The following is a 23,960-nucleotide window of genomic DNA, read 5'->3' on the forward strand; positions in this document are numbered from 1 at the left end:
CTCCGCCGTGACAGCGGAGTCAAGCCAGGATGAACAGCACCGGTCGGTACGCGGCCACCGCGTACGCGAGGTGAAGCCCTCGTGAACGGCGGCCGCCGCACCTCAGCCGGGCAGGGACGCGCGCAGGGCGGCGGCGTCGGTGAAGTGCACCGCGCGCAGCCCGGCCCGCAGGGCGCCCTCGACGTTCTCCTCCCGGTCGTCGACGAAGACGATGTCGGACGGATCGGCGCCGAGCCCGCGCGCCAGCGCGTCGTAGATCTCCTTGTCGGGTTTGACCAGGCCCATCCGCCCGCTGTAGTAGCGGTGGCCGATCGCCGCGATCCAGGGCAGCTGGTCGAGGCCGTCGCCGACGCAGACGGGCGCGTTCGACAGCAGCGCCACGTCACGGCCGGCGTCGAGCAGCTCGCCGAGCAGCGCGACCGTGCCTCTGTCGGGGTTGGCCCAGCTCGAGACGTCCATGGCGACCAGCCGCGCGACCTCGGCGGGCGTGGCGGCCCGGCCCAGCACGGCGCTCCAGTACGCGTGCGGGCTCAGGTCGGCCCGGTCGAAGGCGAGGCGATGCTCCCAGTAGCCGCGCCTGAACGCTCCGGGCTCGGCGCCCACCGCCCGCGCCATCGCGTCGGCGTCGTCCGCCGACTGGGGCAGGGAGAGCACGCCGCCGTAGTCGAACACGATCCATGTCATGCGAGGAATGGTCGCAGATGCGGGCCGAGCGCCGGGCAGCCCAGGTATTTCTCGGCGGTGTGGAAGTCGATCCAGTCGAGGTTGACCAGTTCTTCCGCGTCGACGCCGGTGAAGCAGCCGGCGAGGGCGGGCGGGATGGCGGCGATGTCGTCCTTGTCGGAGATGTTCACCCAGCGCCGCACGCCGGGCGGGCGCTCGCCGCGCCCGTTGACGGGGGCGGGCAGGAGGTGCTCGAAGACGACGTTGCGCATGCCGAGAGGGCTGCCGAGGGTGACGAGCAGGTCCGCCTCGAGGTCGGGGCAGGCCCACAGCGCCTCGTACGTCACCACGCTGCCCAGCGAGTGCGCGATGACGATCCGGGGGCGGTTGCGCCTGATGACGTCGGCCACGGCCTGCCGGCACTTCTCGCGGCGGCCCTTGTCGGTGAGGTAGGCGGCCACCTCGGGCGCGAACAGCTTGGCGAACGCCGCCGACCGCTCGTCCAGCCTGTCCAGCAGCCAGCCGGTGACCGACTTGAGCGCGCCCGTGACGTGCTCGCCGAGCCCGAGGTTCCTGGCCCAGCCGGCGAGGACCTCCTGCGCCTGGAGCTCCATGGCGGCCTTGGGGGCCTCGCCGAGGTCGGCGCCGTCGTTCAGGAGGTGGGAGAAGTAGGCGATCTCCGAGAAGTACGGCCGCGTCTCGCCGCCGAGCGCCGCGTGCAGGTAGCGGTCCCACTTGCGGCGCATGGCCGTCTCGGCGCCGGGCACCGACCGTCCGGCTCTGAGGTAGTAGTCGTACTTGCCGATCCCGTGCACGCCGACGATGCCGGACACCGCGCCCTCCCCAACCCCGTGCTTCTTCCGCGCGATAGTGGCATACGTGGCCGTCCGGCGGAGTGTCAACGAGCACTCGCGGCGGGAAAATGTGATTGCGGGCGGTATATGCCGTCCATATACGGTGACATGTCGTAAGAAAGAGCGCATCGCGAACAGGAGCTCCCCACCATGCCCGGCCCGCTGGTCGTCAACGACGCCGTCGTCATCCCCGACGCCGAGCTCGTGTGGCGCTTCTCGCGTTCCTCGGGCCCCGGTGGCCAGGGCGTCAACACCACCGACAGCCGGGTGGAGCTGACCTTCGACCTGTCCGCGACCACGGCGCTGCCGCCCGCGCTCAAGGCGCGCGCCCTCGACCGGCTCGGCACCGGCACGATCACCATCGCCGCCTCGGAGTACCGCTCCCAGCTGCGCAACCGCGAGGCCGCCGCGCACCGGCTCGCGCAGCGGCTGCGCGAGGCCATCGCGCCGCCGCCCAAGCGCCGGCGGCCGACCAAGCCGAGCCGCGGCTCGGTGGAACGGCGCATCGCCGCCAAGAAGCACCGCTCCGACCTCAAGCGCCTGCGCCGCGAACCCTGACGCCCCCGCGTCCAGTGAGCTTCCGGGGACCTTCCAGGCTTCCCGCCCGTCTCCCCACCGCCCGCCCCTTCATCGGCGGGCGCGCTCCCGAGGTCAGGTGCCGATGAGGCGGGGCAGGGTGGTGATGGTGGCCGAGAGGTAGCCGGCCACGGCCTGCGGGATGAGGTTGCGCGCGAACAGCTCCGAACGGTGCAGCCGGACGTGCTCCACCTCGTACAGACCGCGCGCCGGGTCATCGAACTCCGGCCCGTGGCGTAGCTTGGAGTCCATGCTCAGCAGGCGGCAGCCGTACACGTGCTGGGTCTTGACCTCGCCCTGCCAGGGGTAGGACACGGTGACCAGGTGACGCACCGCGAAGACCGTCGCGCCCAGCTCCTCCAGGAGCTCCCGGTGCAGGGTGTCCTCCAGTGTGTCGTCCTCGGGCTCGACGTGCCCGCCCGGCACCGTCCAGTAGCGCGCGCGTCCCGGCACCGTACGCCGGAACAGGACGAGCCGATCGTCGTGGTCGAGCAGGACACCGCGGACACTTGGTCGCATACATCCACCCTATTTGACCGGTATGTCCTTCCGGTAGCCTAACCTACGGTACCGTAACCTGAAGGAGAAGATCTTTTATGGCGATGTCTCAGACGGAGCTGCTGCACGAGCTCGAGCCGGTGGTGGCCGGCGAACTCGACCGCCACGAGAAGATGGCCAAAGAGTGGTTCCCGCACGAGTACATCCCGTGGAGCGAAGGCCGCGACTTCGACGGCATCTACGGGGGCGAGGCATGGCAGGAGGGCGACTCCAAGATCCCCGAGGCCGCCAGGGTGTCGCTCATCGTCAACCTCCTGACCGAGGACAACCTGCCCAGCTATCACCACGAGATCGCCACGACGTTCGGCCGCGACGGCGCCTGGGGCACCTGGGTGCACCGGTGGACCGCCGAGGAGGACCGTCACGGCACCGCCATCCGCGACTACCTCACCGTCACCCGCGCCGTGGACCCGGTGGCGCTGGAGCGCGCCCGCATGCGGCACATGGAGCAGGGCTTCGTCACCGAGTACAGCACGATGCTCCAGCAGCTCGCGTACGTCTCCTTCCAGGAGCTGGCCACCCGCATCGCCCACCGCAACACCGGCAGGGCCTCCGGCGACGAGGGCTGCGAGCGGCTGCTGGCGAGGATCGCCGCCGACGAGAACCTGCACATGCTCTTCTACCGCAACCTCCTGAAGGCGGCCTTCGAGCTCGACCCCAACCAGACCATGCGCGCGGTGACCGACGTCGTGACCACCTTCCAGATGCCCGGCCAGGGCATGGAGGGCTTCGCCCGCAAGTCGCTGATCATCGCCCACGAGGGCATCTACGACCTGCGCCTGCACCTGGACGACGTGCTCATGCCGGTGCTGCGGCAGTGGTCGGTGTTCGACAAGACGGGGCTGGACGCCGAGGGTGAGAAGGCGCGCGAGGAGCTGTCCGCGTTCCTGGCCAGGACGGACGCCACGGCCGCCCGCTTCGTCGAGCGCCGCGAGGCCCGCCGCGCCCGCGAGGCCGCCCAGAAGTAACCCGCAGGGGCGCAGAAGCGTACAGAACATCATGAAGAGGGGCATGGCACCGCAGTAGCGGCGGCATGGGAGGATCCTGGCCCATGGACTTTCCCACCACGGTCGCCGTCGGGATCGCCACGCTACTGACGATCATGCTCCTCGCGGTCGTGACGCAGCGGCTGCTGGATGTCCGCTTCGGCGCGCTGCGCACATTCCTGGCCGCGCTGGTCGCGTTCGCGCTCGCCCAGCCGGTGCTGGAGCCGATCATGGCCATGGTCGGCCCCATGGACGGCACTCAGCCGCCCGACGCGGCCGCCCTGGGAGTACTCCTGCTCGTCCTCATGGCCATGGTGCTGATCCCCATGGCCATGCTCGTGCTGGCCGAGGCGCTGGTGCCGCCCGGCTCGGTGCCGGGGCCGCTGGAGCTGGCGCGGTCCGTACGCGGCCGGTTGTCCAGGACCAGGCGTTATTCGCAGATCACCAGGATCGCCGTCCGGCACGGACTCGGCCCCTACCTGCGCGGCAGGGGCGAACGGCTGGACGACCGCTCGGGCAAGCTCCGCCTGGCCGCGTCGCTGCGGGCCGCGCTGGACGACGGCGGGGTGACGTTCGTCAAGCTCGGGCAGGTGCTGTCCACCCGGCGCGACCTGCTGCCCGCCGAGTTCGTCGAGGAGCTCGGACGGCTGCAGGACCAGGTCGCCCCCGCCCCGTGGGAGCAGGTCGAGCCGGTGCTGCGCGCGGAGCTGGGCGGGCCGATGGAGGAGGTGTTCGCCGCGTTCGACCGTACGCCGCTCGCCGCCGCCTCCATCGGCCAGGTGCACGCCGCCCGGCTGCACTCGGGCCGCGAGGTCGTGGTCAAGGTACGCCGGCCGGGCATCGAGGCGGTCCTCGGCCAGGACCTGGAGATCGTCCGGCGGCTGGCCGCCACGCTGGAGGGCAGGACCCGCTGGGGCCGCTCGCTCGGCCTGCGCGACCTGGCCGAGGGCTTCGCCACGGCGATCAGGGAGGAACTGGACTTCGGCGTCGAGGCCGCCAACATGGCCGCCGTCTCGGCCGCCCGCGCCTCAGGAGGCTCCGGGGAGGACCACGGCGGCGGAGCGAGCGTCGCGTATCCCGCGCCGATCAGCGCCATGTGCTCGGAGCGGGTGCTGGTCATGGAGCGGCTGTCGGGACGCCCGGTCACCGCCGCCGACCCCGCCGAGGGCCCGCGCCTGGCCCGCGACCTGCTCGACTGCCTGCTCAGGCAGATCCTCATCGAGGGCGTCTTCCACGCCGACCCGCACCCGGGCAACCTCATGCTGCTGGAGGACGGCACGCTGGGCCTGCTCGACTTCGGCTCGGTGGGCCGGCTCGACGGCTCCGTACGCGCGGCGCTGCAGCGCTTCCTGCTCGCCATGAACCGCCAGGACCCGCTGGGCGTCACGGACGCGCTCCTGGAGGTGGTGCCGCGCCCCGAGGAGATCGACGAGCCGGCGCTGGAGCGGGCCCTGGGCCAGTTCATGGCCAGGCACCTGGGCCCCGGCCTGGACAGCGCGCAGCTGTTCACCGACCTGTTCAAGATCGTCTCGGAGTACGGCCTGTCGATCCCGCCCGAGGTGGCCGCCGTCTTCCGCGCGCTGGCCACGCTGGAGGGCACGCTGGTGCGCCTGTCGCCCGGCTTCAACCTGATCGGCGAGGCCCGCGCGTTCGCGGGACGCTACCTGTCGGAGCAGGTCACGCCGGAGACGATCCGCGAGTCGCTGACCCAGGAGCTGACCGCCCTGGTGCCGATGCTGCGCCGCCTGCCGCGCCGGATCGAGCGCATCGCCAGCGCCGCCGAGCACGGCCGCTTCAGCATGAACGTGCGGCTGCTCGCCGACGACCGTGACCGCCGCTACGTGACGGGCCTGCTGCACCAGGTGCTGCTGACGGTGCTGGGCTCGACGGCGGGGGTGATGGCGGTCATCCTGCTGACCACGGACGGCGGGCCCGCGCTGGTGGGCTCGACGACGCTGCTGCAGCTCATCGGCTACAACCTGCTGATGGTCGCGGCGATCCTGGGCTTGCGGGTGCTGGCGCTGATCTTCCGCCGCCCCCGCGCCTCCGACGACCGGTAGTCGGGACATCCCCGCACAAGCTCGCCGAGTTCGGGGAGAACTGTGCGCCTCTTGACTTCGGCATGGTCTTGGACATCCGCGGCATCGGGCAGGTTCCCGGTAACACCGGAACCCCTTGGGAGCAGTGGGTGAAAATCATCGGGATCGCCGCCAGTCTCCACGCGGGGTCATTCATCACCAGATTGCTGGACGCGGCAGGCGGCGAATTGCCGGAGAACGTGTGTTTCGAGGTGTGGCAGGGGTTGGGCGACATCCCGCCGTACCAGCCGGGGACCGTCCCGGGGCCGGCGCGGGAGCTGGTCTCGATGGTCGCGGGGAGCGACGCGATCCTGCTGACGGCTCCCGAGCACAGCCTGCTGCCGATGGAGCTGACCCACGCACTGGACTGGATGTCCGCGCGGGACGGGCTGTCGGGCAAGCACGTCGGGGTGATGAGCGCGAGCGCGCGGGCCTGCGGGGCCATGTGGGCGCAGGCGGAGCTGTACAAGCAGTTGCTCGGGGCGGGCGCCGTGGTGATGGGGGCCGAGCTGGTGATCTCGCCGGCCTGCCCGCACTTCGACGAGGACGGCCACCTGACCTCGGCCGACCTGCGCGACCAGGTGCGGCGAGTGATCCGCCAGCTGTGCCCCGCCGAGGTCATGGAGCCGGTGCTGTCGGCCCTGTAACGGCCCCTGTGACGACCCCTGTGACGACCCCTGTGACGACCCTGTGAAAGCGCTGTGACGGCACCTCCGACGGCCCCTCCGACGACAGCCCCTCTGACGGCCCCTCTGACGGCGCTGTGATGCGGTCAGTGCTCGCGCCGCTGCAGGCGCTCCAGCTTGATGCTCAGGTCGAGGACCTCGGAGCGCAGGAAGTCGAACTCGCGCTGGATCTCCGACCGGACGACGGCGAACTCGACGGCGATCTCCGCCCGCACGTCCGCCCCGGGCTCGGCGCCCTCAGCGGTTTCGGCCGTCTCGGGGGTCTCGGCGGCAGGCCGGGAGGCGACCTCCCTGCGCACCCCCGCGATCTCCGTGCCGACCGCGGCGAACTCCTCGCCGATCTCGCCACGGGCACGGGCCAGCTCGGCCCGCAGCGTGGTGATCTCGGCCTGCAGCCGCTCCGAGAGGTTGAGGACCTCCCGCATGAGACCGATCTGCTGTTCGGGCCCGGCCTGCTCCAGGGCCGTCTCGAGATCCTCGACCCGGAGTTTCAGGTCGAGGACCTCCGCGCGTACGTCCACCTGCCCCCGCCCCCTCACGCTCTGCGCTCTTGCTTGCTGCCATCGTCGCAGCCGCGGGACGGGGGCGCGGAGCGGAGGAAAAGCGCGGGTGTGCTTCTTTCCTCTCGCGCCCCTCGAACCCCTCTCGACGGCGGGAACGACGGCGGGAAGCGGGTGCAGGTTTTTCCTCCTGAGCCCGTCCCGCGGGCCTCAGATGAGCTCGATGAGGTCGGCGACCGAGTCGACGATCAGGGAGGGACGGTAGGGGAAGCGGTCGATCTCGTGCCGCTGGGTGACGCCGGTGAGCACGAGGATGGTGAACAGCCCGGCCTCCATGCCCGAGACGATGTCGGTGTCCATGCGGTCGCCGATCATGGCCGTGGTCTCGCTGTGGGCCTCGATCTCGTTGAGCGCGCTGCGCATCATGCGCGGGTTGGGCTTGCCCACGAAGTACGGCTCCACGCCGGTGGCCTTGGTGATCATGGCGGCGACGGCGCCGCAGGCCGGCAGCGAGCCCTCGGTGGAGGGGCCGATGGGATCGGGGTTGGTGGCGATGAAGCGCGCGCCGCCCTCGATGAGCCGGATGGCGCGGGTGATCTGGGTGAAGCTGTAGGTGCGGGTCTCGCCGAGCACCACGTAGTCGGGGTCGAGATCGGTCAGCACGTAGCCGACCTCGTGCAGCGCCGTGGTCAGCCCGGCCTCGCCGATCACGTACGCCGACCCGCCGGCCCGCTGGTCGTCGAGGAACTGGGCGGTGGCCAGGGCGGAGGTCCAGATGGACTCGGCGGGCACGTCGAGCCCGGCGCCCGCGAGGCGTACGGACAGGTCGCGCTGGGTGTAGATCGAGTTGTTGGTCAGGACCCGGAACTTCCGGCCCGACTCGCTGAGTCTTTTGATGAATTCGTCCGCACCTGGGACCGGCCGCCCTTCGTGTACGAGAACGCCGTCCATGTCGGACAACCAGGAGTCGATCCGCTTACGCTGAGTCACGCGTTCATCGTACCGAGCGCGCCTTATCGACTTCCCGCCCGGCAGGTGAACAATGTTGCTCATGTCGTTCACTGAAACCGCCCAGGACATGCGGGACGAGATCGTCCAGCTCAGGCACTCCCTGCACACCACCCCCGAGATCGGCCTGCACCTGCCGCGCACCCAGGAGAAGGTGCTCGCGGCCCTGGAGGGGCTGCCGCTGGAGATCACGACCGGCTCCGCGCTCAGCTCGGTGACGGCGGTGCTGCGAGGTGGCAGGCCCGGTGGACAGCAGGGACCCGCGGTGCTCCTGCGTGGCGACATGGACGCGCTGCCGGTGGCCGAGAAGAACGACCTGCCGTACGTCTCCCAGGTGCCGGGCCAGATGCACGCCTGCGGCCACGACCTGCACACGGCGATGCTGGTGGGGGCGGCGCACCTGCTGAGCGGGCGGCGCGACGAGCTGGCCGGTGACGTGATCTTCATGTTCCAGCCGGGCGAGGAGGGCCACGACGGCGCCAAGCGCATGATCGAGGAGGGCGTGCTGGAGGCGGCGGGCGCCCGGCCGGTGGCGGCGTACGGGATGCATGTGGTGTCGTCGGTCCTGCCGCAGGGGTTGTTCGCGTCGCGGCCCGGGCCGCTGATGGCGGCGGCCGACACGTTCAAGGTGACGGTGAAGGGGCGCGGCGGGCACGGCTCGACGCCGCACCTGTCGCTCGACCCGATCCAGGCGGCCTGCGAGATGGTGACGTCGCTGCAGACCATGGTGACCAGGACGTTCAACGTCTTCGACCCGGTCGTGGTGACGGTGGGCAGGTTCCAGGCCGGCTCGGCCGACAACGTGATCCCCGACGAGGCGCACTTCGAGGCGACGCTGCGGACCTTCAGCAAGGAGAACAGGGCGCTGGCCAAGCGGCGGCTGGTGGAGGTCGTGGAGGGCATCGCGGCGGCGTACGGGCTGGGCGTGGAGCCGTCGTTCGCGATGGGCTACCCGGTGACGGTGAACGACAGGACCGAGGCGGAGTTCGCCGGCGCGACGGCCGACGAGCTGTTCGGGCCCGGCCGCTACGCCGTCTCGCCCAACCCGATCATGGGCTCGGAGGACTTCTCGTACGTGCTGGAGAACGTGCCGGGCGCGTTCGTGTTCCTGGGCGCCTGCCCGCCGGACCGCGACCCGGTGACCGCCCCCTACAACCACTCCCCCGACGCGCTCTTCGACGACGCGGTGCTGCCGGACGGCGCCGCGCTGTACGCCTCGCTGGCGGCCTCCAGGCTGGCGCAGGAGGCGGCGAACGGATAAGGGGTGACCACATGCGTGCCTGGGTGGTGGAGCGGCCTGGACCGATCACGTCGGGGCCGCTGCGGCTGATCGAGCGGGAGGCGCCCGTGCCGGGGCCCGGCGAGGTCCTGGTGAAGGTGGAGGCGTGCGCGGTGTGCCGTACGGACCTGCACCTCGCGGAGGGCGACCTGGAGCCGCGCCGGCCGCGCACCACGCCCGGGCACCAGGTGGTCGGCAGGATCGAAGGGACCGGCAGGCGGGTGGGCGTGGCGTGGCTGCGCTCGACCTGCGGCCGGTGCCGGTACTGCCGCAGGGGCATGGAGAACCTGTGTCCCGCCTCGACGTACACGGGGTGGGACGCCGACGGCGGCTACGCCGAGTACCTCGTCGCCCGCGAGGACTACGTCTATCCGCTGCCCGGCGACCGCCCGGCCGAGTGGCTGGCGCCGCTGCTGTGCGCGGGCATCATCGGCTACCGGGCGCTGGCCAGGTGCGACCTGCCGCAGGAGGGGCGGCTCGGCATCTACGGCTTCGGCTCGTCGGCGCATCTGACCGCGCAGGCGGCGATCGCGCGCGGGGCCACGTTGCACGTGGTCACGCGGTCGGAACAAGCACGTAGGCTGGCGCTTGAGCTGGGCGCGGCCTCCGCGGACGCGCACCGGCCGCCCGAGCCGCTGGACGCGGCGATCCTGTTCGCGCCCGTCGGCACGCTGGTGCCGCCCGCGCTTGAGGCGCTCGACCGGGGCGGGACGCTCGCCGTGGCGGGCATCCACCTCACCGACGTCCCGGCGCTCGACTACGACCGGCACCTGTTCCAGGAACGCACGCTGCGCAGCGTGACGGCCAACACCAGGGCCGACGGGCACGCCTACCTCGAGCTGGCCCTGTCGCATCCGCCCAGGGTGTCGGCGGTGGCCTATCCGTTCGAGGAGGCGGACAGGGCGCTGTCCGACCTGGCCGCCGACCGGGTCAACGGGGCGGCCGTCTTGGTGCTGACCTGAGGTTTTACTTGATGGCGCTTAGCGTCACTTCCTACACTCATGAAGGAAAGTTACATTAGCCTCACAACCGCTGGAGATTATTGACGCCGATCTGGCGCGATCGTAATGTCCGGTCAATCCCTAGAGACATCCCCCGGAGCGGCAAATGAAGCGACTGGCAGCGGTAGTGGCGTTGCTGGGTCTTGCCACCGCGACTGCGGCGTGCAGCGGTGGCACCACCAACAAGTCCGGCTCGGGCGGTGGAGGCGGGCTCTTCACCACGATCGACGTGAACAGGCCGGGCCTTGAGGCGTCGGCGCCGGCCAACCCGTACAACCCGAAGGGCAACTCCTTCCCCGGCTACAGCTCCATGAAGCTGGGCTGGGTCGTCAACCACCTGACCGACCCGAACAAGGCCCTGCCTGGTCTTGCGGCGAGCTGGGAGCTCGCGGACGACAACTCCGCGATCACGTTGAAGTTGCAGCCCAACGCGAAGTGGTCCGACGGCAAGCCGGTCACGGCCGAGGACGTCAAGATGTCCATCGGCATCGCCTACACGCAGGGCAGCACGGCGTTCTCGACCACCCCGGGCGCGGCGGGCGCCGCCGCGGAGGTCGAAGTGGTCGACCCGCAGACGGTGAAGATCACGCAGGACATGGCCAACCCGAGCCCCAAGTTCGCCCGCGGCGTGCTGGACACCACGATCCTGCCGGCGCACGTGTGGAGCAGTGTGCTCCCCGCCGACTTCTGGGACAAGCTCAAGGCCGCGCGCGGCGACGGCGCCGAGGCCGAGAAGGCCCGTGAGGAGATCTCGTCCCTGGGCGAGAAGGTCATCGCCTTCGCCCCGCCGAAGGACGTCTCCGCCGGCCCGTTCGTGCTGGAGCGGGTCAACCCCTCCGAGGCGCTGCTGGTCAAGAACAAGTACTTCTTCAACGCCGCCAACGTCGCTCCTTCGCAGGTGAAGTTCCTCAACTACACCGGCAACGAGCAGATCTGGAACTACCTCACCGCCGGCAAGCTCGACCACGCCGGGTTCACCGCCGCGCCGACGGACGTGATGAACCGGATCAAGGCCGCCTCCGGCAACGAGGTCATCAAGGGCTACTCGCCGGTGGCCGTGGGCATGGCCTTCAACCAGACCAAGAAGCCGTACGACAACGTGCACGTGCGCAGGGGCCTGGCCTACCTGATCGACCGCGATCAGGTCACCAAGGTCGCCTCGCCCGAGGGCGGCACGGCCGCCGCCACCACCAGCGGCATCCACCAGAAGGCCGCGCAGGCGTGGATCCCTGACACGGTCCCGCAGCTCGAGCCGTACAAGGTGGACCTGGCCAAGGCCGAGACGGAGTTCAAGGAAGCCGGCCTGGTCAAGAAGGACGGCAAGTGGACGCTGGCCGACGGCACGCCGTGGAAGGTCTCCATGCACGCGCCCGCCGGCTTCTCCGACTGGCTGTCGGCGCAGGAGAACATCAAGGGCCAGCTCATCAAGGCCGGCGTGGACGCGGAGGTCGTGACGACCGCCGACTACCCGCTGTACCTGGAGGAGCTGGCGGCCGGCAAGTACGACGTCGGCTTCTGGCTGATGGCGCTCGGCCCCGCGCCGTACGACATCTTCCAGCGCCTCTACGGCGCCTCCAACGGCTGGAACAACGTCGCGGGCAAGGTCACGCACAGCGCCCCCGGCAAGAACAACAACTGGATGGGCGGCCCCGAGGAGATCGAGGTCGACGGCGAGAAGATCAACCCCGGTGAGCTGACCGCCGAGCTGAACTCCGCCGACGAGGAGGCCGCCAAGCCGATCATGGCGAAGCTGGCCAAGGCCGCGAACCAGGACCTGCCGGTCATCCAGCTCTGGGACTACGTGAACACGCAGTTCGTCAACAACAACCGTTTCACCGGCTGGCCCCACGACGACGAGGTCCTGCGAATGGGCACCGGCGTGCTCCCCTCCGGCGTGTGGATCCAGCAAGGTCTGATCAAGGCGAAGCAGTAGCCTATGACGTCCATCGCACGGCGACTCGCGGGCCACCTGGCCCGCGGGTTCGTCATGATCCTCGTTGTCGCGACGATCAGCTTCTTCATCATCAACAACATCCCGGGCGACCCCATGGCCGCCCGCTACGAGAAGCTGATCGAGGGCGGCATGGCCCCCGAGGCGGCTCAGCAGGCGGTGAAGGTGCTGTACGGCTTCCAGCCGGACGGCACGCTGTGGCAGCAGTACAGCGAGTACATCACCGGCCTGCTCCGCCTCGACCTCGGTGTCTCGGTCACCAGGCCCGGCACCCCCGTGCTCGACGTGCTGACCGACGCGGCCAAGTGGACCGTTCTACCGGTGCTGGCCGGCACGCTGCTGAGCTTCCTCGTCGGAATCATCCTCGGCGTGTACGCGGCGATCAAGCGCACCGGCAAGCTCGGCGACGCGCTGTCCATCTCGGGCTCGCTGCTGCACGGCATCCCGCAGTACGTGCTGGCGATGCTGCTCGTGGTGATCTTCGCCACGCTCATCCCCATCCTGCCCGCCGACGGGTCGGTGGACATCCTGTACGAACCGGGGTTCAACGCCGGCTACATCGGCTCGCTCGTCGAGCACGCGATCCTGCCGGTCCTGACGTACGCGCTGTCGGCGTACGGCGGGTGGATCCTGGCGATGAAGTCGAGCGTCGTGACCGTGCTCGGTGACGACTTCATCCTGGCCGCCGAGCTGCGCGGGATGAAGCGTTCGATCGTCTTCAGGTACATCGCGCGCAACGCGATCCTGCCGCTGTTCACCATGCTCGCCCTGTCACTGGGGCTGCTGCTCGGCGGCGCGGTCTTCATCGAGAAGATCTTCAACTATCCGGGCCTCGGCTGGCTGCTGATCAGCAGCGTCACCGACCGCGACTACGCCCTGATGGGCGGCGCCTTCCTGCTGATCACGGCCGGGACCATCATCGCCAACATCGTGGCGGACCTGTTCTACACGGTCATCGACCCGCGGGTGCGCAGCGGAGAGGAGGCGTCGTGAGCGCCACGCTCATTCCGGAGACCGGTGCGGGCACCGGCTCGGCGGCCTCGGCCATGCGCCGCAACTTCTGGCGCGGCGTGTGGCGGGTGATGAGGCGCAAGCCCAGCCGCATGGTCGGCGTCGTCATCCTCGCGGGCTTCGTGATCATGGCGGTCGTCGGGCCCATGCTGCTGCCCGCCAACCTGCCGGGCGACACCAACGCGATCACCCAGCCGCCGAGCTGGGAGCACTGGTTCGGCACCGACCCGCAGGGGCGGGACGTGACCGCGCTGGTCATCAAGGGCTCGCGCTACGTGTTGCTGACCGCCGCGGTGACCGCGGTCATCACGGTCGTCGTCGGCACCGCGATCGGGCTGTTCTCGGGTTTCCGCCGGGGCCGCTGGGACACCGTGCTCATGCGGCTGACCGACATGAAGCTCACCATCCCCGGCCTGCCGCTGCTGCTGGTCCTCGCGACCGTGTGGCGCTTCAGCAGCCCGGTGCAGATGGGCCTCGTGCTCGGCCTGCTCGGCTGGGGCGGCGTGGCGCGGGCCGTGCGCTCGCAGACGCTGTCGCTGCGCGAGCGCGGGTTCATCGAGGCGGCGCGCGGGCTCGGCCTGTCCACGACGCACATCATCGGCAAGGAACTGCTGCCGAGCATGGCGCCGTACATCGCCATGAACATGCTCATCTCGGTCACCGGCGCGGTCTACTCGCAGGTGGGCCTGTTCTTTCTGGGCGTGCTGCCGTACGAGTCGGACAACTGGGGCGTGATGCTCAACCTGGCCGTGTTCCAGGCGGGCGCCATGATCACGCCGAACGCGCTGGGCTACCTGCTGGCTCCGCTGCTGGCGATCCTGCTGCTCACGCTCGGGATCGTGCTCGTGGTGGACGCCATGGACGAGATCTTCAATCCCCGGCTGCGCGAGGAGTAGAGGGTGAGCAACAAGGCGCCCGGAGTGCGCATCGGCGGCCTGACGGTCGTCTACAAGACCCCCGCGGGCGAGCTGCCCGCCGTCAGGGACGTCAGCCTGACGCTGGAGCCAGGCTCGATCACCGGCATCGTCGGCGAGTCGGGATCCGGCAAGTCGACGCTCGCGCTGTCGCTGCTCAACGCCGTGCAGCCGCCCGGCAGGATCGCGGCGGGCAGCGTCGAGATCGACGGGCTGGGCGACGTGGCGGCGCTGTCGGGCGAGCAGCTGCGCAAGGCGCGCGGCAAGCACATCGGCTACGTCTTCCAGGCCGCCCAGAACTCCCTCAACCCGCTCAAGACGGTCGGCAAGCAGCTGCTCGACCTGGGCCGTTCGCACGGGATCGAGGATCTGCGCGGGCTGGTGCGCGAGGCCAAGGAGCTGCTCGGCCGGATGGGCCTGGACGGCGCCCGCGTGCTCGACTCGCACCAGCACGAGCTGTCCGGCGGCATGCGCCAGCGGGTCGGCATCATGCTGGCGCTGGTGCTCAACGCCCACCTGGTGGTGCTGGACGAGCCGACGACCGCGCTCGACATGATCACTCAGGCGAACATCCTGAAGATCGTCCGCGAGGTGCACGCGGAGCGCGGCCTGACCACGCTGGTCATCACGCACGACATCGGCGTGGTGGCCGAGGTCGCCGACCGGCTGGCCGTCATGTACGGCGGCCGCCTCGTCGAGCAGGGCCCGACCAGGGAGGTGCTCGGCGCGCCCAGCCACCCGTACACGCGCGGCCTGATCAAGGCCATCCCGCGGCTCGTCGGCGACATCGACGAGGCGCAGGCGCTGCCGGGCCGGCCGCCCACGCTGGCGACCGTGCCGAAGCAGGGCTGCGTGTTCAGGGAGCGGTGCGCGCTGCGCATGGACGTGTGCGACACCGTGGACCCCGAGGCCGTCGAGCACGGCACGCGTACCGTGGCCTGTCACGCCGTGACCGTGAAGGAGCACGCATGATCACCGGAACCGGCGTCGTCAAGACGTTCAAGCAGCGGGGCAAGGTGCTCGGCGCCCGCGAGGTGCGGGCGCTGCGGGGCGTGGACTTCGCGATCCCCAAGGGCGGCGCGGCCTCGTTCATCGGCGAGTCCGGGTGCGGCAAGACCACGCTGGGGCGGATCATCGCGGGGCTGGAGTCGTACGACGAGGGCGAGATCGCGATCGACGGCGTCGAGCTGTCGGGGCTGAAGCCCAAGCAGCGCCAGCCGCACTTCCGCAAGATCCAGATGATCCACCAGGACCCGTACTCGGCTCTGAACCCGACCAGGACCGTCCACCAGACGCTGTTCGCGCCGCTCAGCCTGCGGGCCAGGCAGACCGGCCGCTCGCGCGCCTGGATCGAGGAGCGGGCCGCCGAGGTGCTCTCGCTGGTCGGCCTCGACCCGGGCTCGGTGCTGTCGCGCTACCCGCACCAGCTGTCCGGCGGCATGCGGCAGCGCGTGGTCATCGCCCGCGCGCTGACCGTGGACCCGGAGATGCTGGTCGCCGACGAGGCCGTCTCGATGATCGACGTCTCGCTCCGGCTGGGCATCCTCGCGCTGCTGAAGGACCTGCGCGAGCGGCTCGGCGTGAGCGTGCTGTTCATCACGCACGACGTGGCGACGGCCCGCTACATCGGCGGCGACGGCGAGCTGTACGTCATCTACCGTGGCCAGGTCGTCGAGCACGGCCCGGTGGACACGATCATCGCCGACCCGGTGCACCCGTACACGCAGTCGCTGCTGTCGGCCATCCCCGTCCTGCACGGTCTTGAGCAGCCGGGCGAGCAGCCCGTGGTGCCGCTGGAGTCGCTGGACGAGAGCCAGGCCGACGAGGGCTGCCTGTTCGCCCGCCGCTGCCCGTTCAGCACCGAGCGGTGCGCGTCGGAGCGGCCGCTGCTGCAGCTCACCGAGGGCGTGCCGCAGGAGCACGCGTGCTTCCACCCCGAGCGCCGCAGCGTGATCGCCCGCCCGATGAGCGAGGTGTGATGACGCACTCCGTGCGGGAATTCGACGCCGGAGAGGCCGCGCGGGTGGCCGAGTCGGCGCTGACGTCCGACGCCGGCGAGGGCGCCGCACTGGTGCGCAGCCTGGCGCGGCCCCCGGCCGAGCGGCGCTGGACCGCGCTGGCCGTGGACGGCGGCGTCGTGATGGCCTCGCTCAACTCGGTGAACCCGGCGATCGGTCACGTCGACCTGCTGGCCGTGGAGCCCTCGGCCCAGGGCGCAGGGCGCGGGCGGGCGCTGGTGCGGGCGGCCGAGGACTGGCTGCGCGGCCAGGGCGCCCGCGAGGCCCGCTTCGCCGGCAACCCGCCCTGCTACGCCTGGCCGGGCATCGACGTGCGCTACACCGCCGCCGCCTGCCTGGCCGAGCGCCTCGGCTACGAGCGCTACGAGGTGGCCTGGAACATGACCGCCGACCTGCGGCACGCCGACCTGTCCGTCGAGGACGAGCTGGCCGGGCTCAAGCGCGCGGGCGTGTCCGTGCACGGCCTCGGCGCGGAGGCGGACCGTGGGCGGGTGGGGGCCTTCGTCGCCGAGCATTGGAACGATCGCTGGGCCTGGGAGGCGGTCAACGCGGCCGGGCTGCACTACGCGGAACGCGACGGCCGCGTCCTCGGCTTCGCGGCCTGGGGAGCGCGGCCGTCCTGGTTCGGCCCCATGGGCACCGCGCCCGACGCCCGCGGTCTCGGCCTCGGGCGCGTGCTGCTGCGCAGGTGCCTGGCCGAGCAGCGGGCCGCCGGGCAGGACCACGCCCAGATCGGGTGGGTGGGGCCGTTGCGGTTCTACTCGCGCGCCGTGGGCGCGCGAGCCGAACGCGTCTTCTGGCTCTACCGGCGCGATCTGGCGTGATGGGCCGGTCAGTACAGAAGTCCTCCCTCAGGGTGGGCGGGCGGCGGACACAGCTCGCGCGGGTCCCCACCGGCCTCCAGGCACTTCTTGAGCGTGCCGGACCCCCACAGGTGGTCGAGGAACAGCTCAGGGCCCTCCCAGCGCAGCTCGTCCGGGTGGAGGGTGCGGGCCACGTGCAGCATCGACAGGCCCGTCAGCACCGGCCGGAACGCGGCGGGGTCGTGCACGTGGAGCTGCACCCCCCGTACGGGGACGCCGGCGTGCTTGTGGAACGTCGGCGTGAACCACGCCTCCCTGAACCGCACCCCCGGCAGGCCCAGCTCGCCGAGCGCCGGGGCGAAGCGCGCGTCCAGGTACGGCGCCCCGACCAGCTCGAACGGCCGGGTCGTGCCGCGCCCCTCGGAGAAGTTGGTGCCCTCGAACAGGCCGGTGCCGGGATAGACCAGCGCGGTCTCCGGGGTCGGCATGTTGACCGAGGGCATCACCCAGGGCAGCCCCGTGCCGGCGTGGGTCATCTCCCGCCGCCAGCCCTCCATCGTGACGACGGTCAGGTCGAGGTCGAAGCCGTACAGGCCGGCCAGCTCCCCGGCCGTCCTGCCGTGCCGCAGGGGCAGCGGGAAGCGGCCGACGAAGCTCGCGTACGCCGGGTCGAGCAGCGGCCCCTCCTCGACCGTCCCGCCCAGCGGGTTGGGCCGGTCCAGCACCACGAACCGCAGCCCGAGCCGGGCCGCCGCGGCCATGAGGTCGTACATGGTCCACACGTAGGTGTAGAAGCGGGCGCCCACGTCGGCGATGTCGAAGACCAGCGTGTCCACCCCGGAGGCGGCCACCACCGCGTCGAGGGCGTCGCCGGAGAGCTTGTGCGTGTCGTAGACCGGCAGGCCGGTCCGCTCGTCCACGCCGTCGGCCTCGCTGCCCGCGGCCTGCGCGGTGCCGCGCATGCCGTGCTCGGGGCCGAAGAGCGCGGTCAGGTTCAGGCCCGCCGCCAGCAGGGCGTCGGGTGTGGGGGTCAGATCGGGCAGGACGCCGGTGGGATTGGTGATCAGGCCGAGACGCGTGCCGCCCGCCAGGGCGGGATCCGCGGCCAGCCGTTCGGCTCCTGTTCGTACGTGTGGCATGAACCCATTGTCTGAAAGATATTTACAAGAGAGAAGTAGAGGGTGGAAATTAGCGACATGATTGATCCGCTATCAGAGCCGTCCACCGAGCAGAGCGACCCCCGCTACGCCCAGATCGACAGGCTGCCGACCGTGCAGCTCGCCCGGCTGATGAACCAGGCCGACGCCGCCGTGCCCGCCGCCGTCGCGGTGGTGCTCCCGGCGATCTCGGCGGCGATCGACGCCATCGCCGAACGGATGGGCCAGGGCGGCCGGCTGCTCTATGTCGGTGCCGGCACGTCGGGGCGCTTGGCCGTGCTCGACGCCAGCGAGTGCCCGCCGACGTTCGGCACCGACCCGTCGCTGGTGCAGGGCATCATCGCCGGCGGGCCGGACGCGCTCACCCGTTCCGTTGAGGGGGCCGAGGACGACGCCGAGGCCGGCGCCGCCGCGCTGAAGGACCTGGAGGTGGGACCGCTCGACTCGGTGGTGGGCGTGTCCGCCAGCGGGCGGGCTCCTTTCGTGCTGGGCGCGCTGGCGGAGGCGCGCGGCCGCGGCGCGCTGACCGTGGGGCTGTCGTGCAACGACGACGCGCCGCTGTCGGCCGCCGCCGAGCACGCCATCGAGGTGGTCGTGGGGCCCGAGGTGGTGACCGGCTCGACCCGGTTGAAAGCGGGCACGGCCCAGAAGCTCGTGCTGAACATGATCTCGACGATCTCGATGGTCAAGCTGGGCCGCACGTACGGGAACAAGATGATCGAGATGTCGGCCATGAACAGCAAGCTCGCCGGGCGGGCGCTGCGCATCGTCAGCGACATCACCGGCGCCGACCAGGAGACGGCCGGCGCGGCGCTGGACGCGGCGGGCGGCCAGGCGAAGGTCGCGGTGCTGATGATCAGGCACGGCCTCGACGCCGACGCGGCCAGGGCGCTGCTGAGCTCGCACGGCGAACGCCTCAGCGACGCGCTCAGCGGCTGAGACGTCCGGGCGGGCGGTCGAACTTCACGATGAGGAGGACGGGGATGTCGGACCGGCTGGAGGCGATCCTGACGGCGGCGGTGCCCGAGGTGTGCCCCGCCGCGGTGGCGCTGATCGCCGTGGACGGCTCCGTGGCGGCCCAGGCGTCCGCCGGGGAGCTGGTGCGGTACGCGGACGCCGGCGGCACGCTCGCCGCCGGCCGCCCGCCGGCCCGCCGCGACTCGATCTTCGACCTGGCCTCGGTCAGCAAGCTGTTCACCACGACGGTGCTGCTCTCACTGGCCGAGGAGGGCAGGCTGGACCTCGACGCGCCGGTGACCGCGCACCTGCCGGACGCCGATCCCCGCATCACCCCGCGCCGCCTGCTCACCCACACGGCGGGCCTGCCGCCGACCCGCCGCATCGACCAGGAGCTGCCGGACGCGGACGCCGGCGCCCGCCTGGCCGCCATGGTCGCCACGCCGTCCGCGCATCCGGTCGGCGGCCCCTACCTCTACAGCGACGTCGGCATGATCATGGCCGGCCGCCTGGCCGAGCTGGCCGGAGGGGCGCCGCTGGACGTGCTGGTACGCGAGCGGGTCACCGGCCCGCTGGGGTTGCCCGACACGGGCTACCGGCCGGGCCCCGAGGTGCTCGGGCGGGTGGCCGCCACCGAGTGGAAGGCCGAGCGTCCAGGGCCGGGGTGCGTGCGGGGCGAGGTGCACGACGAGACCGCGTACGCGCTCGGCGGCGTGGCGGGGCACGCGGGCGTCTTCGCCCCCGCCGACGACCTGCTGGCCTTCGGCGAGGCGCTGCGGCTGGGCGGCGGGCCGGTGCTGGGCGCGGCGGCCGTGGCGGAGATGACACGCGACCAGGGCGCCGAGGGGGCGCCGTTCCGTCACGGGCTGGGCGTGCGGATCGGCGATCCAGGCATCGTCGGGCCGCTCAAGGACGCGTACGGCCACTCGGGCTTCACCGGCACGTCCCTGGTGGTCGACCCGGCCCGCCGCCTCACCGTGGTGCTGCTGACGAACGCCGTGCACCCGGTACGCGGCCGCGAGGGCGTCAGGGAGCTGCGGAAGGCGGTGGCGGAGGAGGCGGCCCGCCTGTCCGGCCTCTTGACGTAGCCTGCGAAGTATGAGCGTCGAGCTGAACCACACGATCGTCCCCGCGAGGGACCGGGACGCCACGGCGGATTTCCTCGTGGACGTGCTCGGTCTCGAGCCGGCGCCGGTCTACGGGCCCTTCCGCGTCGTCACGCTCGCCAACGGCGTCTCGCTCGACGTCGTGCAGGCCGGCGATGACGTGCCGGGGCAGCACTACGCGTTCCTGGTGAGCGAGGAGGAGTTCGACCGCATCCGGGGCCGGATCGAGGAGCGCGGGCTGACCTACTGGGCCGATCCGTACCACCAGGAGCCGGGGCGGATCAACACCAACGACGGCGGGCGCGGGCTCTACTGGTCCGACCCCGACGGGCACAATCTGGAGATCATCACCGTGCCCTACGGCGGCGGCTAGGGAGCCAGCGCCTCCAGGGCCTCCTCGGCCCTGCGCATCGCCTCCTCGGGGCCGGCGGCCGGGATGTCCTGGTCGAAGTTCAGGTCGTGGAAGACGTCGGTCACGCCGACCGCGCCCAGGGCCGCAACGTCGCGGCGGATCTTGTCGTACGTGCCCGACAGCGGCCGGTCCTCGTCGGCGGCCCGCACCCGCGTCACCCCGCGCACCACGAAGCGGAACGCGCCGGGGTCGCGCCCGGACGCGGCCAGCTCCGCCTTGATCATCTCGATCCTGCCGCCGATGGCCGCCAGGTCCTCCCTGCTGGAGCTGACCCACCCGTCGGCCAGCCGGGCCGCCCTGCGCAGCGCGACGTCGGCCGACCCGCCGAGCAGGACGCGCGGCGGCCCCGGCTCTGGCTTGGGGTCGATGTGGGCGGCCGGCACCCGGTAGAAGTCGCCGCTGTGCTCGACCACGTCGTCGCTCCACGCCCGGCGCAGCAGTTCGACGAACTCCTCGCCCCTGCGCCCGCGCCGCTCCATGCCGACGCCGCTCGCCTCGAACTCCTCGGGCAGCCAGCCCAGGCCGATGCCGGCGGTGACCCGGCCGCCGGACAGCGTCTGCAGGGTGGCGAGCTGCTTGGCCAGCAGGATCGGCGGCACGTACGCGTTGATCACCGCGACGCCGAGCCCGATGCGGCCTGTCACGGCCGACACGTGGGACAGCGTGATCAGCGGGTCGTGGACGGCGCGGTAGGTGGGGCCCATGGTGCTGCCGACCGGATAGAGCAGCCGCTGGAACGTCCACAGCTCCGCGTAGCCGAGCTCCTCGGCCCGGACGGCGACACGGCGCATGTGCTCGGGTGTGGCCCACGGCCCTGACACGGGTACGGCGAAACCGATTCTCATGCGCCCAGTTTTCCCTACGCCGCCGCCGGGAGCCGCGCCACCTGCGGACGAAATAGGCTGTACGCGTGGGTCTCGAGGAGGAGCTGGCGGGCATCGCCGCCGCGTACGGCGGCACCGGAACGCCCGTGTGGCACCCGACGCGCACCGACGTGAAGGTGTTACGGCTGGGCGAGGTCGTGGTGAAGGCCCACTCGGCGCGCGACGACGCCGAGTCGCTGCGGCCACGGCTGCGCGCCGCCGCGTCGGCCGCGGTGAGCGGCGTGATGCTGGCCCCGCTGGTGCCCGAGGTGCTGTCGGCGGCGGGGCGCGCGGTCACGGTGTGGCCGGCCGGGCGGCCGATCTCGCAGGACGACGACCCCGGCGCGGCTCCCTGGGAGGAGGGCGCCCGGCTGCTGGCCAGGCTGCACGCGGTGCCGCTGACGTTCCTGCCGGCGCTGCCGCCCGCCGGAGGCCCGGCCAGGGCGGCCCGCGCGGTCGATCGCATGCCCGGCGACGGGCCGGTGGAGCAGCTGATCAGGCGGGCGTTCAAGGAGCTGCCCGAGCCGCCGCCGCTGCCCGGGCTGCCGACGCACGGCGACTGGCATCTCGGCCAGCTCGTCCACCGCGACAGGTGGCTGCTCATCGACGTCGACGACCTGGGCGTGGGCGACCCGGCGTGGGACCTCGCGCGGCCCGCCGCCTGGTACGCGGCCGGCCTGCTCGAACCGGCCGTGTGGGAGCGGTTCCTCGGCGCCTACCTCGCCTCCGGCGGGCCCGCCCTGGGCCCTGGCGACGACCCGTGGCGGTGGCTCGACGTGCCGGCCAGGGCGCTGACCGTGCAGCTCGCGGCGGTGGCCGTGGTCAACGCGGACCGCGAGGGCCGGGAACTCGACGAGGTCGAACATTCGTTAGTCGAGGCGTGCAACAGAATCGTCAGGGCGTGACGGCGTTGCGCGCGGTAGGTTTCAACCCTGAGACCTCGAAGTCAAGGAGAGCGACTTAGATGCAGTGCCCCAAGTGCCGCGGGAACATGCGGACTTACGAGCGCAACGGCGTCCACATCGAGCAGTGCGACAACTGCCGGGGTATCTTCCTCGACTACGGCGAGCTCGAGACGCTGACCCGGATGGAGTCGCAGTACCACGCGGCTCCCCCGCCCCCTCCGTCGGCTCCCGGGCCGGCCTGGGGAGCCCCCCACCACGGCGGCCACCACTACGGCCACCACCGTCAGCGCAGCTGGGTGGGCATGCTCTTCTCCACCTGATCCTCTTGAGGCCGCGCCCCGCCAGGGAGCGCGGCCTTTCCCGTCGCCGGGCTCCTGGCGGGCCTGGTCGCGGGTCTAGCCCGGGAAGTCCTCGGGGTCCACCGGCGCGGTGCGGGCGTTGCCGCCGCTGATCGTGTGCAGCGTGAGCCGCCAGTCGTGCCAGAGGATCTGCGTCGCCGTGTACGTCGTCTTGAACTTCACGGTCTTCTCGAAGCGTTCGAAGCTGCACTCGCGGGTGAAGGCGCCCGACTTGCCGTCCCAGTCGGTGCCGTGCGTGAAGTAGATCTTGTAGTTGCCGTCGCGCACGCCCTTGACCTTGAACGTCGCCTTCCTGCGCACGTACACGCTGAACACCTTGCTGCCGCCCCTGAGCGCGGTCACCACGGCGTCGAGGCTGCCGCCGTTGTCGATCTCCAGCGAGCTGCGGCCGTCGAGCGTGCCGCCCTTCTTGACGAACGCGCCGTTGCGCAGCCGCCGCGTACGCCGCTCGCCCGCCTTGACCGTCACCACGTCGGCCGGGTAGTCGCCGGCGGTCTGCAGGGCGCGGCCCGCCTTGTCGAGCGCGGTCAGCTTGTCGCCGAGGTCGGTGAGCACCGCCGACGGGGTGCACAGGTCGCGGGAGCCGACCTTGCCCGCCGTCGAGCCGAGGCCGGTGGCGACCTCGCGCAGGCTGGCGACGTACGCCTCGTGCTGGGCGCGTACGGCGTCGGGCGGGGTGAGGGCGGACAGCGCCTCGGCGGCGCCGCTCAGCGCCTCCTCGGCCCGTCCCACCCGCGTGTCGAGCGCCTTGACGCCGCGTGCCTTGGTCAGGCCGCTGATCGCGTCGGTCATCGCCTTGCGCCGGCTCTCCAGCTCGCCCTTGTACGCCTCGGGCGTCAGCGCGGCCGAGGTCTCCTTGCCGTCGGTGGCAGGGGCGGTGCCCTCGCCGCCCGCGACGCCGCTCACCTTCGACTCGCCCCCGGTGGGTGACTCACCGGCCGCTGAGCACGCGCCGAGCGTGGTGAGGGTCGCCAGAGCGAGAACGGAGGAGATCAACCGGGGTGTAGCCACCTGCCACACTATCTCCGGGTTGATCCCCAACCGTCAATTCACGATTCCGACAGTCCCTCCTCCGGTCCTGCCGCAGCCACCGGGTGATCCCGAGCGTCTCCAGGAACGGCCGGTCGTGGCCGGCCACGATCAACGCGTCCCGGTATGCCGCCGGCGCCTCGGCCGGCCGCCTGACGCCGGCCAGGTCGAGGTTGTCGGTCGGCCCGGTCCCCGCGGAAGCGCTCGCCGCTCGGCCCGCTCCCCGCGGAACAGGAAGCGTCACGCCCCACGGCATGGCGAGAACCATCGACTGGAGCGCCACCGC

The 23,960-nt window shown here is 71.5% G+C and carries 25 protein-coding genes; 17 read left to right on the forward strand and 8 right to left on the reverse strand.

Annotation, left to right across the window (positions count from 1 at the left end; all coding sequences use genetic code 11):
* Window positions 1–102: 102 nt before the first annotated feature.
* Both ACFFR3_RS13305 and ACFFR3_RS13310 read right to left on the reverse strand, forming a co-directional pair.
* The gene (locus tag ACFFR3_RS13305) at window positions 103–684 is read right to left on the reverse strand and encodes an HAD family hydrolase (RefSeq protein WP_379483201.1); all 582 of its coding nucleotides are present in this window, start codon (window positions 682–684) and stop codon (window positions 103–105) included.
* Window positions 681–1,496 (reverse strand): hypothetical protein, encoded by an 816-nt coding sequence (locus ACFFR3_RS13310; protein WP_364366534.1) that lies wholly within the window; start codon window positions 1,494–1,496, stop codon window positions 681–683. The genes ACFFR3_RS13305 and ACFFR3_RS13310 overlap by 4 nt, the downstream gene beginning before the upstream one ends.
* 171 nt (window positions 1,497–1,667) lie before the next feature.
* Between ACFFR3_RS13310 and arfB the strand changes: the two genes are divergently transcribed.
* The gene (arfB, locus tag ACFFR3_RS13315; RefSeq protein WP_345401993.1) at window positions 1,668–2,075 is read left to right on the forward strand and encodes an alternative ribosome rescue aminoacyl-tRNA hydrolase ArfB; all 408 of its coding nucleotides are present in this window, start codon (window positions 1,668–1,670) and stop codon (window positions 2,073–2,075) included.
* Window positions 2,076–2,168: 93 nt separating this feature from the next.
* On the opposite strand, the gene ACFFR3_RS13320 is transcribed toward arfB, so the two are convergent.
* The gene (locus tag ACFFR3_RS13320; protein ID WP_345401990.1) at window positions 2,169–2,612 is read right to left on the reverse strand and encodes an NUDIX hydrolase; all 444 of its coding nucleotides are present in this window, start codon (window positions 2,610–2,612) and stop codon (window positions 2,169–2,171) included.
* A 77-nt stretch (window positions 2,613–2,689) separates the two neighbouring features.
* Here ACFFR3_RS13320 and ACFFR3_RS13325 point away from each other — a divergent pair, with 77 nt between their 5' ends.
* The 3 genes from ACFFR3_RS13325 to ACFFR3_RS13335 all read left to right on the forward strand — a co-directional run bounded on the left by ACFFR3_RS13325 (window position 2,690) and on the right by ACFFR3_RS13335 (window position 6,362).
* A complete protein-coding gene (locus ACFFR3_RS13325) occupies window positions 2,690–3,619 on the forward strand; it encodes an acyl-ACP desaturase (RefSeq protein ID WP_364366528.1) in 930 nt (309 codons plus the stop codon).
* Between the two features lie 83 nt (window positions 3,620–3,702).
* Window positions 3,703–5,697: an ABC1 kinase family protein gene (locus ACFFR3_RS13330; RefSeq protein WP_379483202.1), complete on the forward strand. Its 1,995-nt coding sequence runs from the start codon at window positions 3,703–3,705 to the stop codon at window positions 5,695–5,697.
* 128 nt (window positions 5,698–5,825) lie between these two features.
* Entirely contained in the window at window positions 5,826–6,362 is a 537-nt protein-coding gene (locus ACFFR3_RS13335; protein ID WP_364366522.1) for an NADPH-dependent FMN reductase, read from the forward strand.
* A gap of 125 nt (window positions 6,363–6,487) precedes the next feature.
* Here the strand turns inward: ACFFR3_RS13335 and ACFFR3_RS13340 are convergent, their stop codons facing one another.
* A complete protein-coding gene (locus tag ACFFR3_RS13340) occupies window positions 6,488–6,940 on the reverse strand; it encodes a hypothetical protein (RefSeq protein WP_379483203.1) in 453 nt (150 codons plus the stop codon).
* Between the two features lie 171 nt (window positions 6,941–7,111).
* Window positions 7,112–7,852: an HAD-IIA family hydrolase gene (locus ACFFR3_RS13345; protein ID WP_345409727.1), complete on the reverse strand. Its 741-nt coding sequence runs from the start codon at window positions 7,850–7,852 to the stop codon at window positions 7,112–7,114.
* Between the two features lie 100 nt (window positions 7,853–7,952).
* On the opposite strand from ACFFR3_RS13345, the gene ACFFR3_RS13350 reads away from it, so the two are divergent.
* From ACFFR3_RS13350 to ACFFR3_RS13385, 8 genes are all read left to right on the forward strand, one after another.
* Window positions 7,953–9,170, forward strand: coding sequence for a M20 metallopeptidase family protein (locus ACFFR3_RS13350; RefSeq protein ID WP_379483204.1), 1,218 nt, complete (start codon window positions 7,953–7,955; stop codon window positions 9,168–9,170).
* 11 nt (window positions 9,171–9,181) lie between these two features.
* The gene (locus ACFFR3_RS13355) at window positions 9,182–10,150 is read left to right on the forward strand and encodes a zinc-dependent alcohol dehydrogenase family protein (RefSeq protein WP_345409726.1); all 969 of its coding nucleotides are present in this window, start codon (window positions 9,182–9,184) and stop codon (window positions 10,148–10,150) included.
* A gap of 145 nt (window positions 10,151–10,295) precedes the next feature.
* The gene (locus tag ACFFR3_RS13360) at window positions 10,296–12,122 is read left to right on the forward strand and encodes an ABC transporter substrate-binding protein (RefSeq protein WP_345401969.1); all 1,827 of its coding nucleotides are present in this window, start codon (window positions 10,296–10,298) and stop codon (window positions 12,120–12,122) included.
* Window positions 12,123–12,125: 3 nt separating this feature from the next.
* Window positions 12,126–13,133 carry an ABC transporter permease gene (locus ACFFR3_RS13365; protein ID WP_364366512.1) on the forward strand — a complete coding sequence of 336 codons (1,008 nt, stop codon included), beginning with the start codon at window positions 12,126–12,128 and terminating at the stop codon, window positions 13,131–13,133.
* Window positions 13,130–14,047, forward strand: coding sequence for an ABC transporter permease (locus ACFFR3_RS13370; RefSeq protein ID WP_345401963.1), 918 nt, complete (start codon window positions 13,130–13,132; stop codon window positions 14,045–14,047). Before ACFFR3_RS13365 ends, ACFFR3_RS13370 begins: the two co-directional genes overlap by 4 nt.
* A 3-nt stretch (window positions 14,048–14,050) precedes the next feature.
* Entirely contained in the window at window positions 14,051–15,037 is a 987-nt protein-coding gene (locus ACFFR3_RS13375; protein WP_364366510.1) for an ABC transporter ATP-binding protein, read from the forward strand.
* Entirely contained in the window at window positions 15,034–16,044 is a 1,011-nt protein-coding gene (locus tag ACFFR3_RS13380; protein WP_364366507.1) for an ABC transporter ATP-binding protein, read from the forward strand. Before ACFFR3_RS13375 ends, ACFFR3_RS13380 begins: the two co-directional genes overlap by 4 nt.
* Entirely contained in the window at window positions 16,044–16,907 is an 864-nt protein-coding gene (locus ACFFR3_RS13385) for a GNAT family N-acetyltransferase (RefSeq protein WP_379483205.1), read from the forward strand. Before ACFFR3_RS13380 ends, ACFFR3_RS13385 begins: the two co-directional genes overlap by 1 nt.
* An 8-nt stretch (window positions 16,908–16,915) precedes the next feature.
* Here the strand turns inward: ACFFR3_RS13385 and ACFFR3_RS13390 are convergent, their stop codons facing one another.
* Window positions 16,916–18,025 carry an exo-beta-N-acetylmuramidase NamZ family protein gene (locus tag ACFFR3_RS13390; RefSeq protein WP_355432906.1) on the reverse strand — a complete coding sequence of 370 codons (1,110 nt, stop codon included), beginning with the start codon at window positions 18,023–18,025 and terminating at the stop codon, window positions 16,916–16,918.
* Window positions 18,026–18,082: 57 nt separating this feature from the next.
* Between ACFFR3_RS13390 and murQ the strand changes: the two genes are divergently transcribed.
* From murQ to ACFFR3_RS13405, 3 genes are read left to right on the forward strand one after another with little or no spacing between them, the layout of a single operon-like run.
* Window positions 18,083–18,982, forward strand: a complete 900-nt coding sequence (murQ, locus tag ACFFR3_RS13395; RefSeq protein WP_345401954.1) for an N-acetylmuramic acid 6-phosphate etherase — start codon at window positions 18,083–18,085, stop codon at window positions 18,980–18,982.
* Window positions 18,983–19,026: 44 nt separating this feature from the next.
* Window positions 19,027–20,088: a serine hydrolase domain-containing protein gene (locus tag ACFFR3_RS13400; RefSeq protein ID WP_379483206.1), complete on the forward strand. Its 1,062-nt coding sequence runs from the start codon at window positions 19,027–19,029 to the stop codon at window positions 20,086–20,088.
* Window positions 20,089–20,098: 10 nt separating this feature from the next.
* Window positions 20,099–20,479, forward strand: coding sequence for a VOC family protein (locus ACFFR3_RS13405; RefSeq protein WP_345401948.1), 381 nt, complete (start codon window positions 20,099–20,101; stop codon window positions 20,477–20,479).
* Here the strand turns inward: ACFFR3_RS13405 and ACFFR3_RS13410 are convergent.
* Window positions 20,476–21,363 (reverse strand): TIGR03619 family F420-dependent LLM class oxidoreductase, encoded by an 888-nt coding sequence (locus ACFFR3_RS13410; protein WP_345401945.1) that lies wholly within the window; start codon window positions 21,361–21,363, stop codon window positions 20,476–20,478. The two genes, ACFFR3_RS13405 and ACFFR3_RS13410, sit on opposite strands and share 4 nt — an antisense overlap.
* A gap of 65 nt (window positions 21,364–21,428) precedes the next feature.
* Here ACFFR3_RS13410 and ACFFR3_RS13415 point away from each other — a divergent pair, with 65 nt between their 5' ends.
* Both ACFFR3_RS13415 and ACFFR3_RS13420 read left to right on the forward strand, forming a co-directional pair.
* Window positions 21,429–22,286, forward strand: coding sequence for a phosphotransferase (locus ACFFR3_RS13415; RefSeq protein ID WP_345401942.1), 858 nt, complete (start codon window positions 21,429–21,431; stop codon window positions 22,284–22,286).
* Between the two features lie 59 nt (window positions 22,287–22,345).
* Complete coding sequence (locus ACFFR3_RS13420) at window positions 22,346–22,606, forward strand: TFIIB-type zinc ribbon-containing protein (protein WP_364366495.1); 261 nt, start codon at window positions 22,346–22,348, stop codon at window positions 22,604–22,606.
* A 75-nt stretch (window positions 22,607–22,681) separates the two neighbouring features.
* Here the strand turns inward: ACFFR3_RS13420 and ACFFR3_RS13425 are convergent, their stop codons facing one another.
* Window positions 22,682–23,656, reverse strand: a complete 975-nt coding sequence (locus ACFFR3_RS13425; protein ID WP_364366492.1) for a hypothetical protein — start codon at window positions 23,654–23,656, stop codon at window positions 22,682–22,684.
* Window positions 23,657–23,960 lie beyond the last annotated feature (304 nt).

It is taken from the genome of Nonomuraea salmonea (genome assembly GCF_042428605.1).
Classification (GTDB): Bacteria; Actinomycetota; Actinomycetes; order Streptosporangiales; family Streptosporangiaceae; genus Nonomuraea; species Nonomuraea salmonea.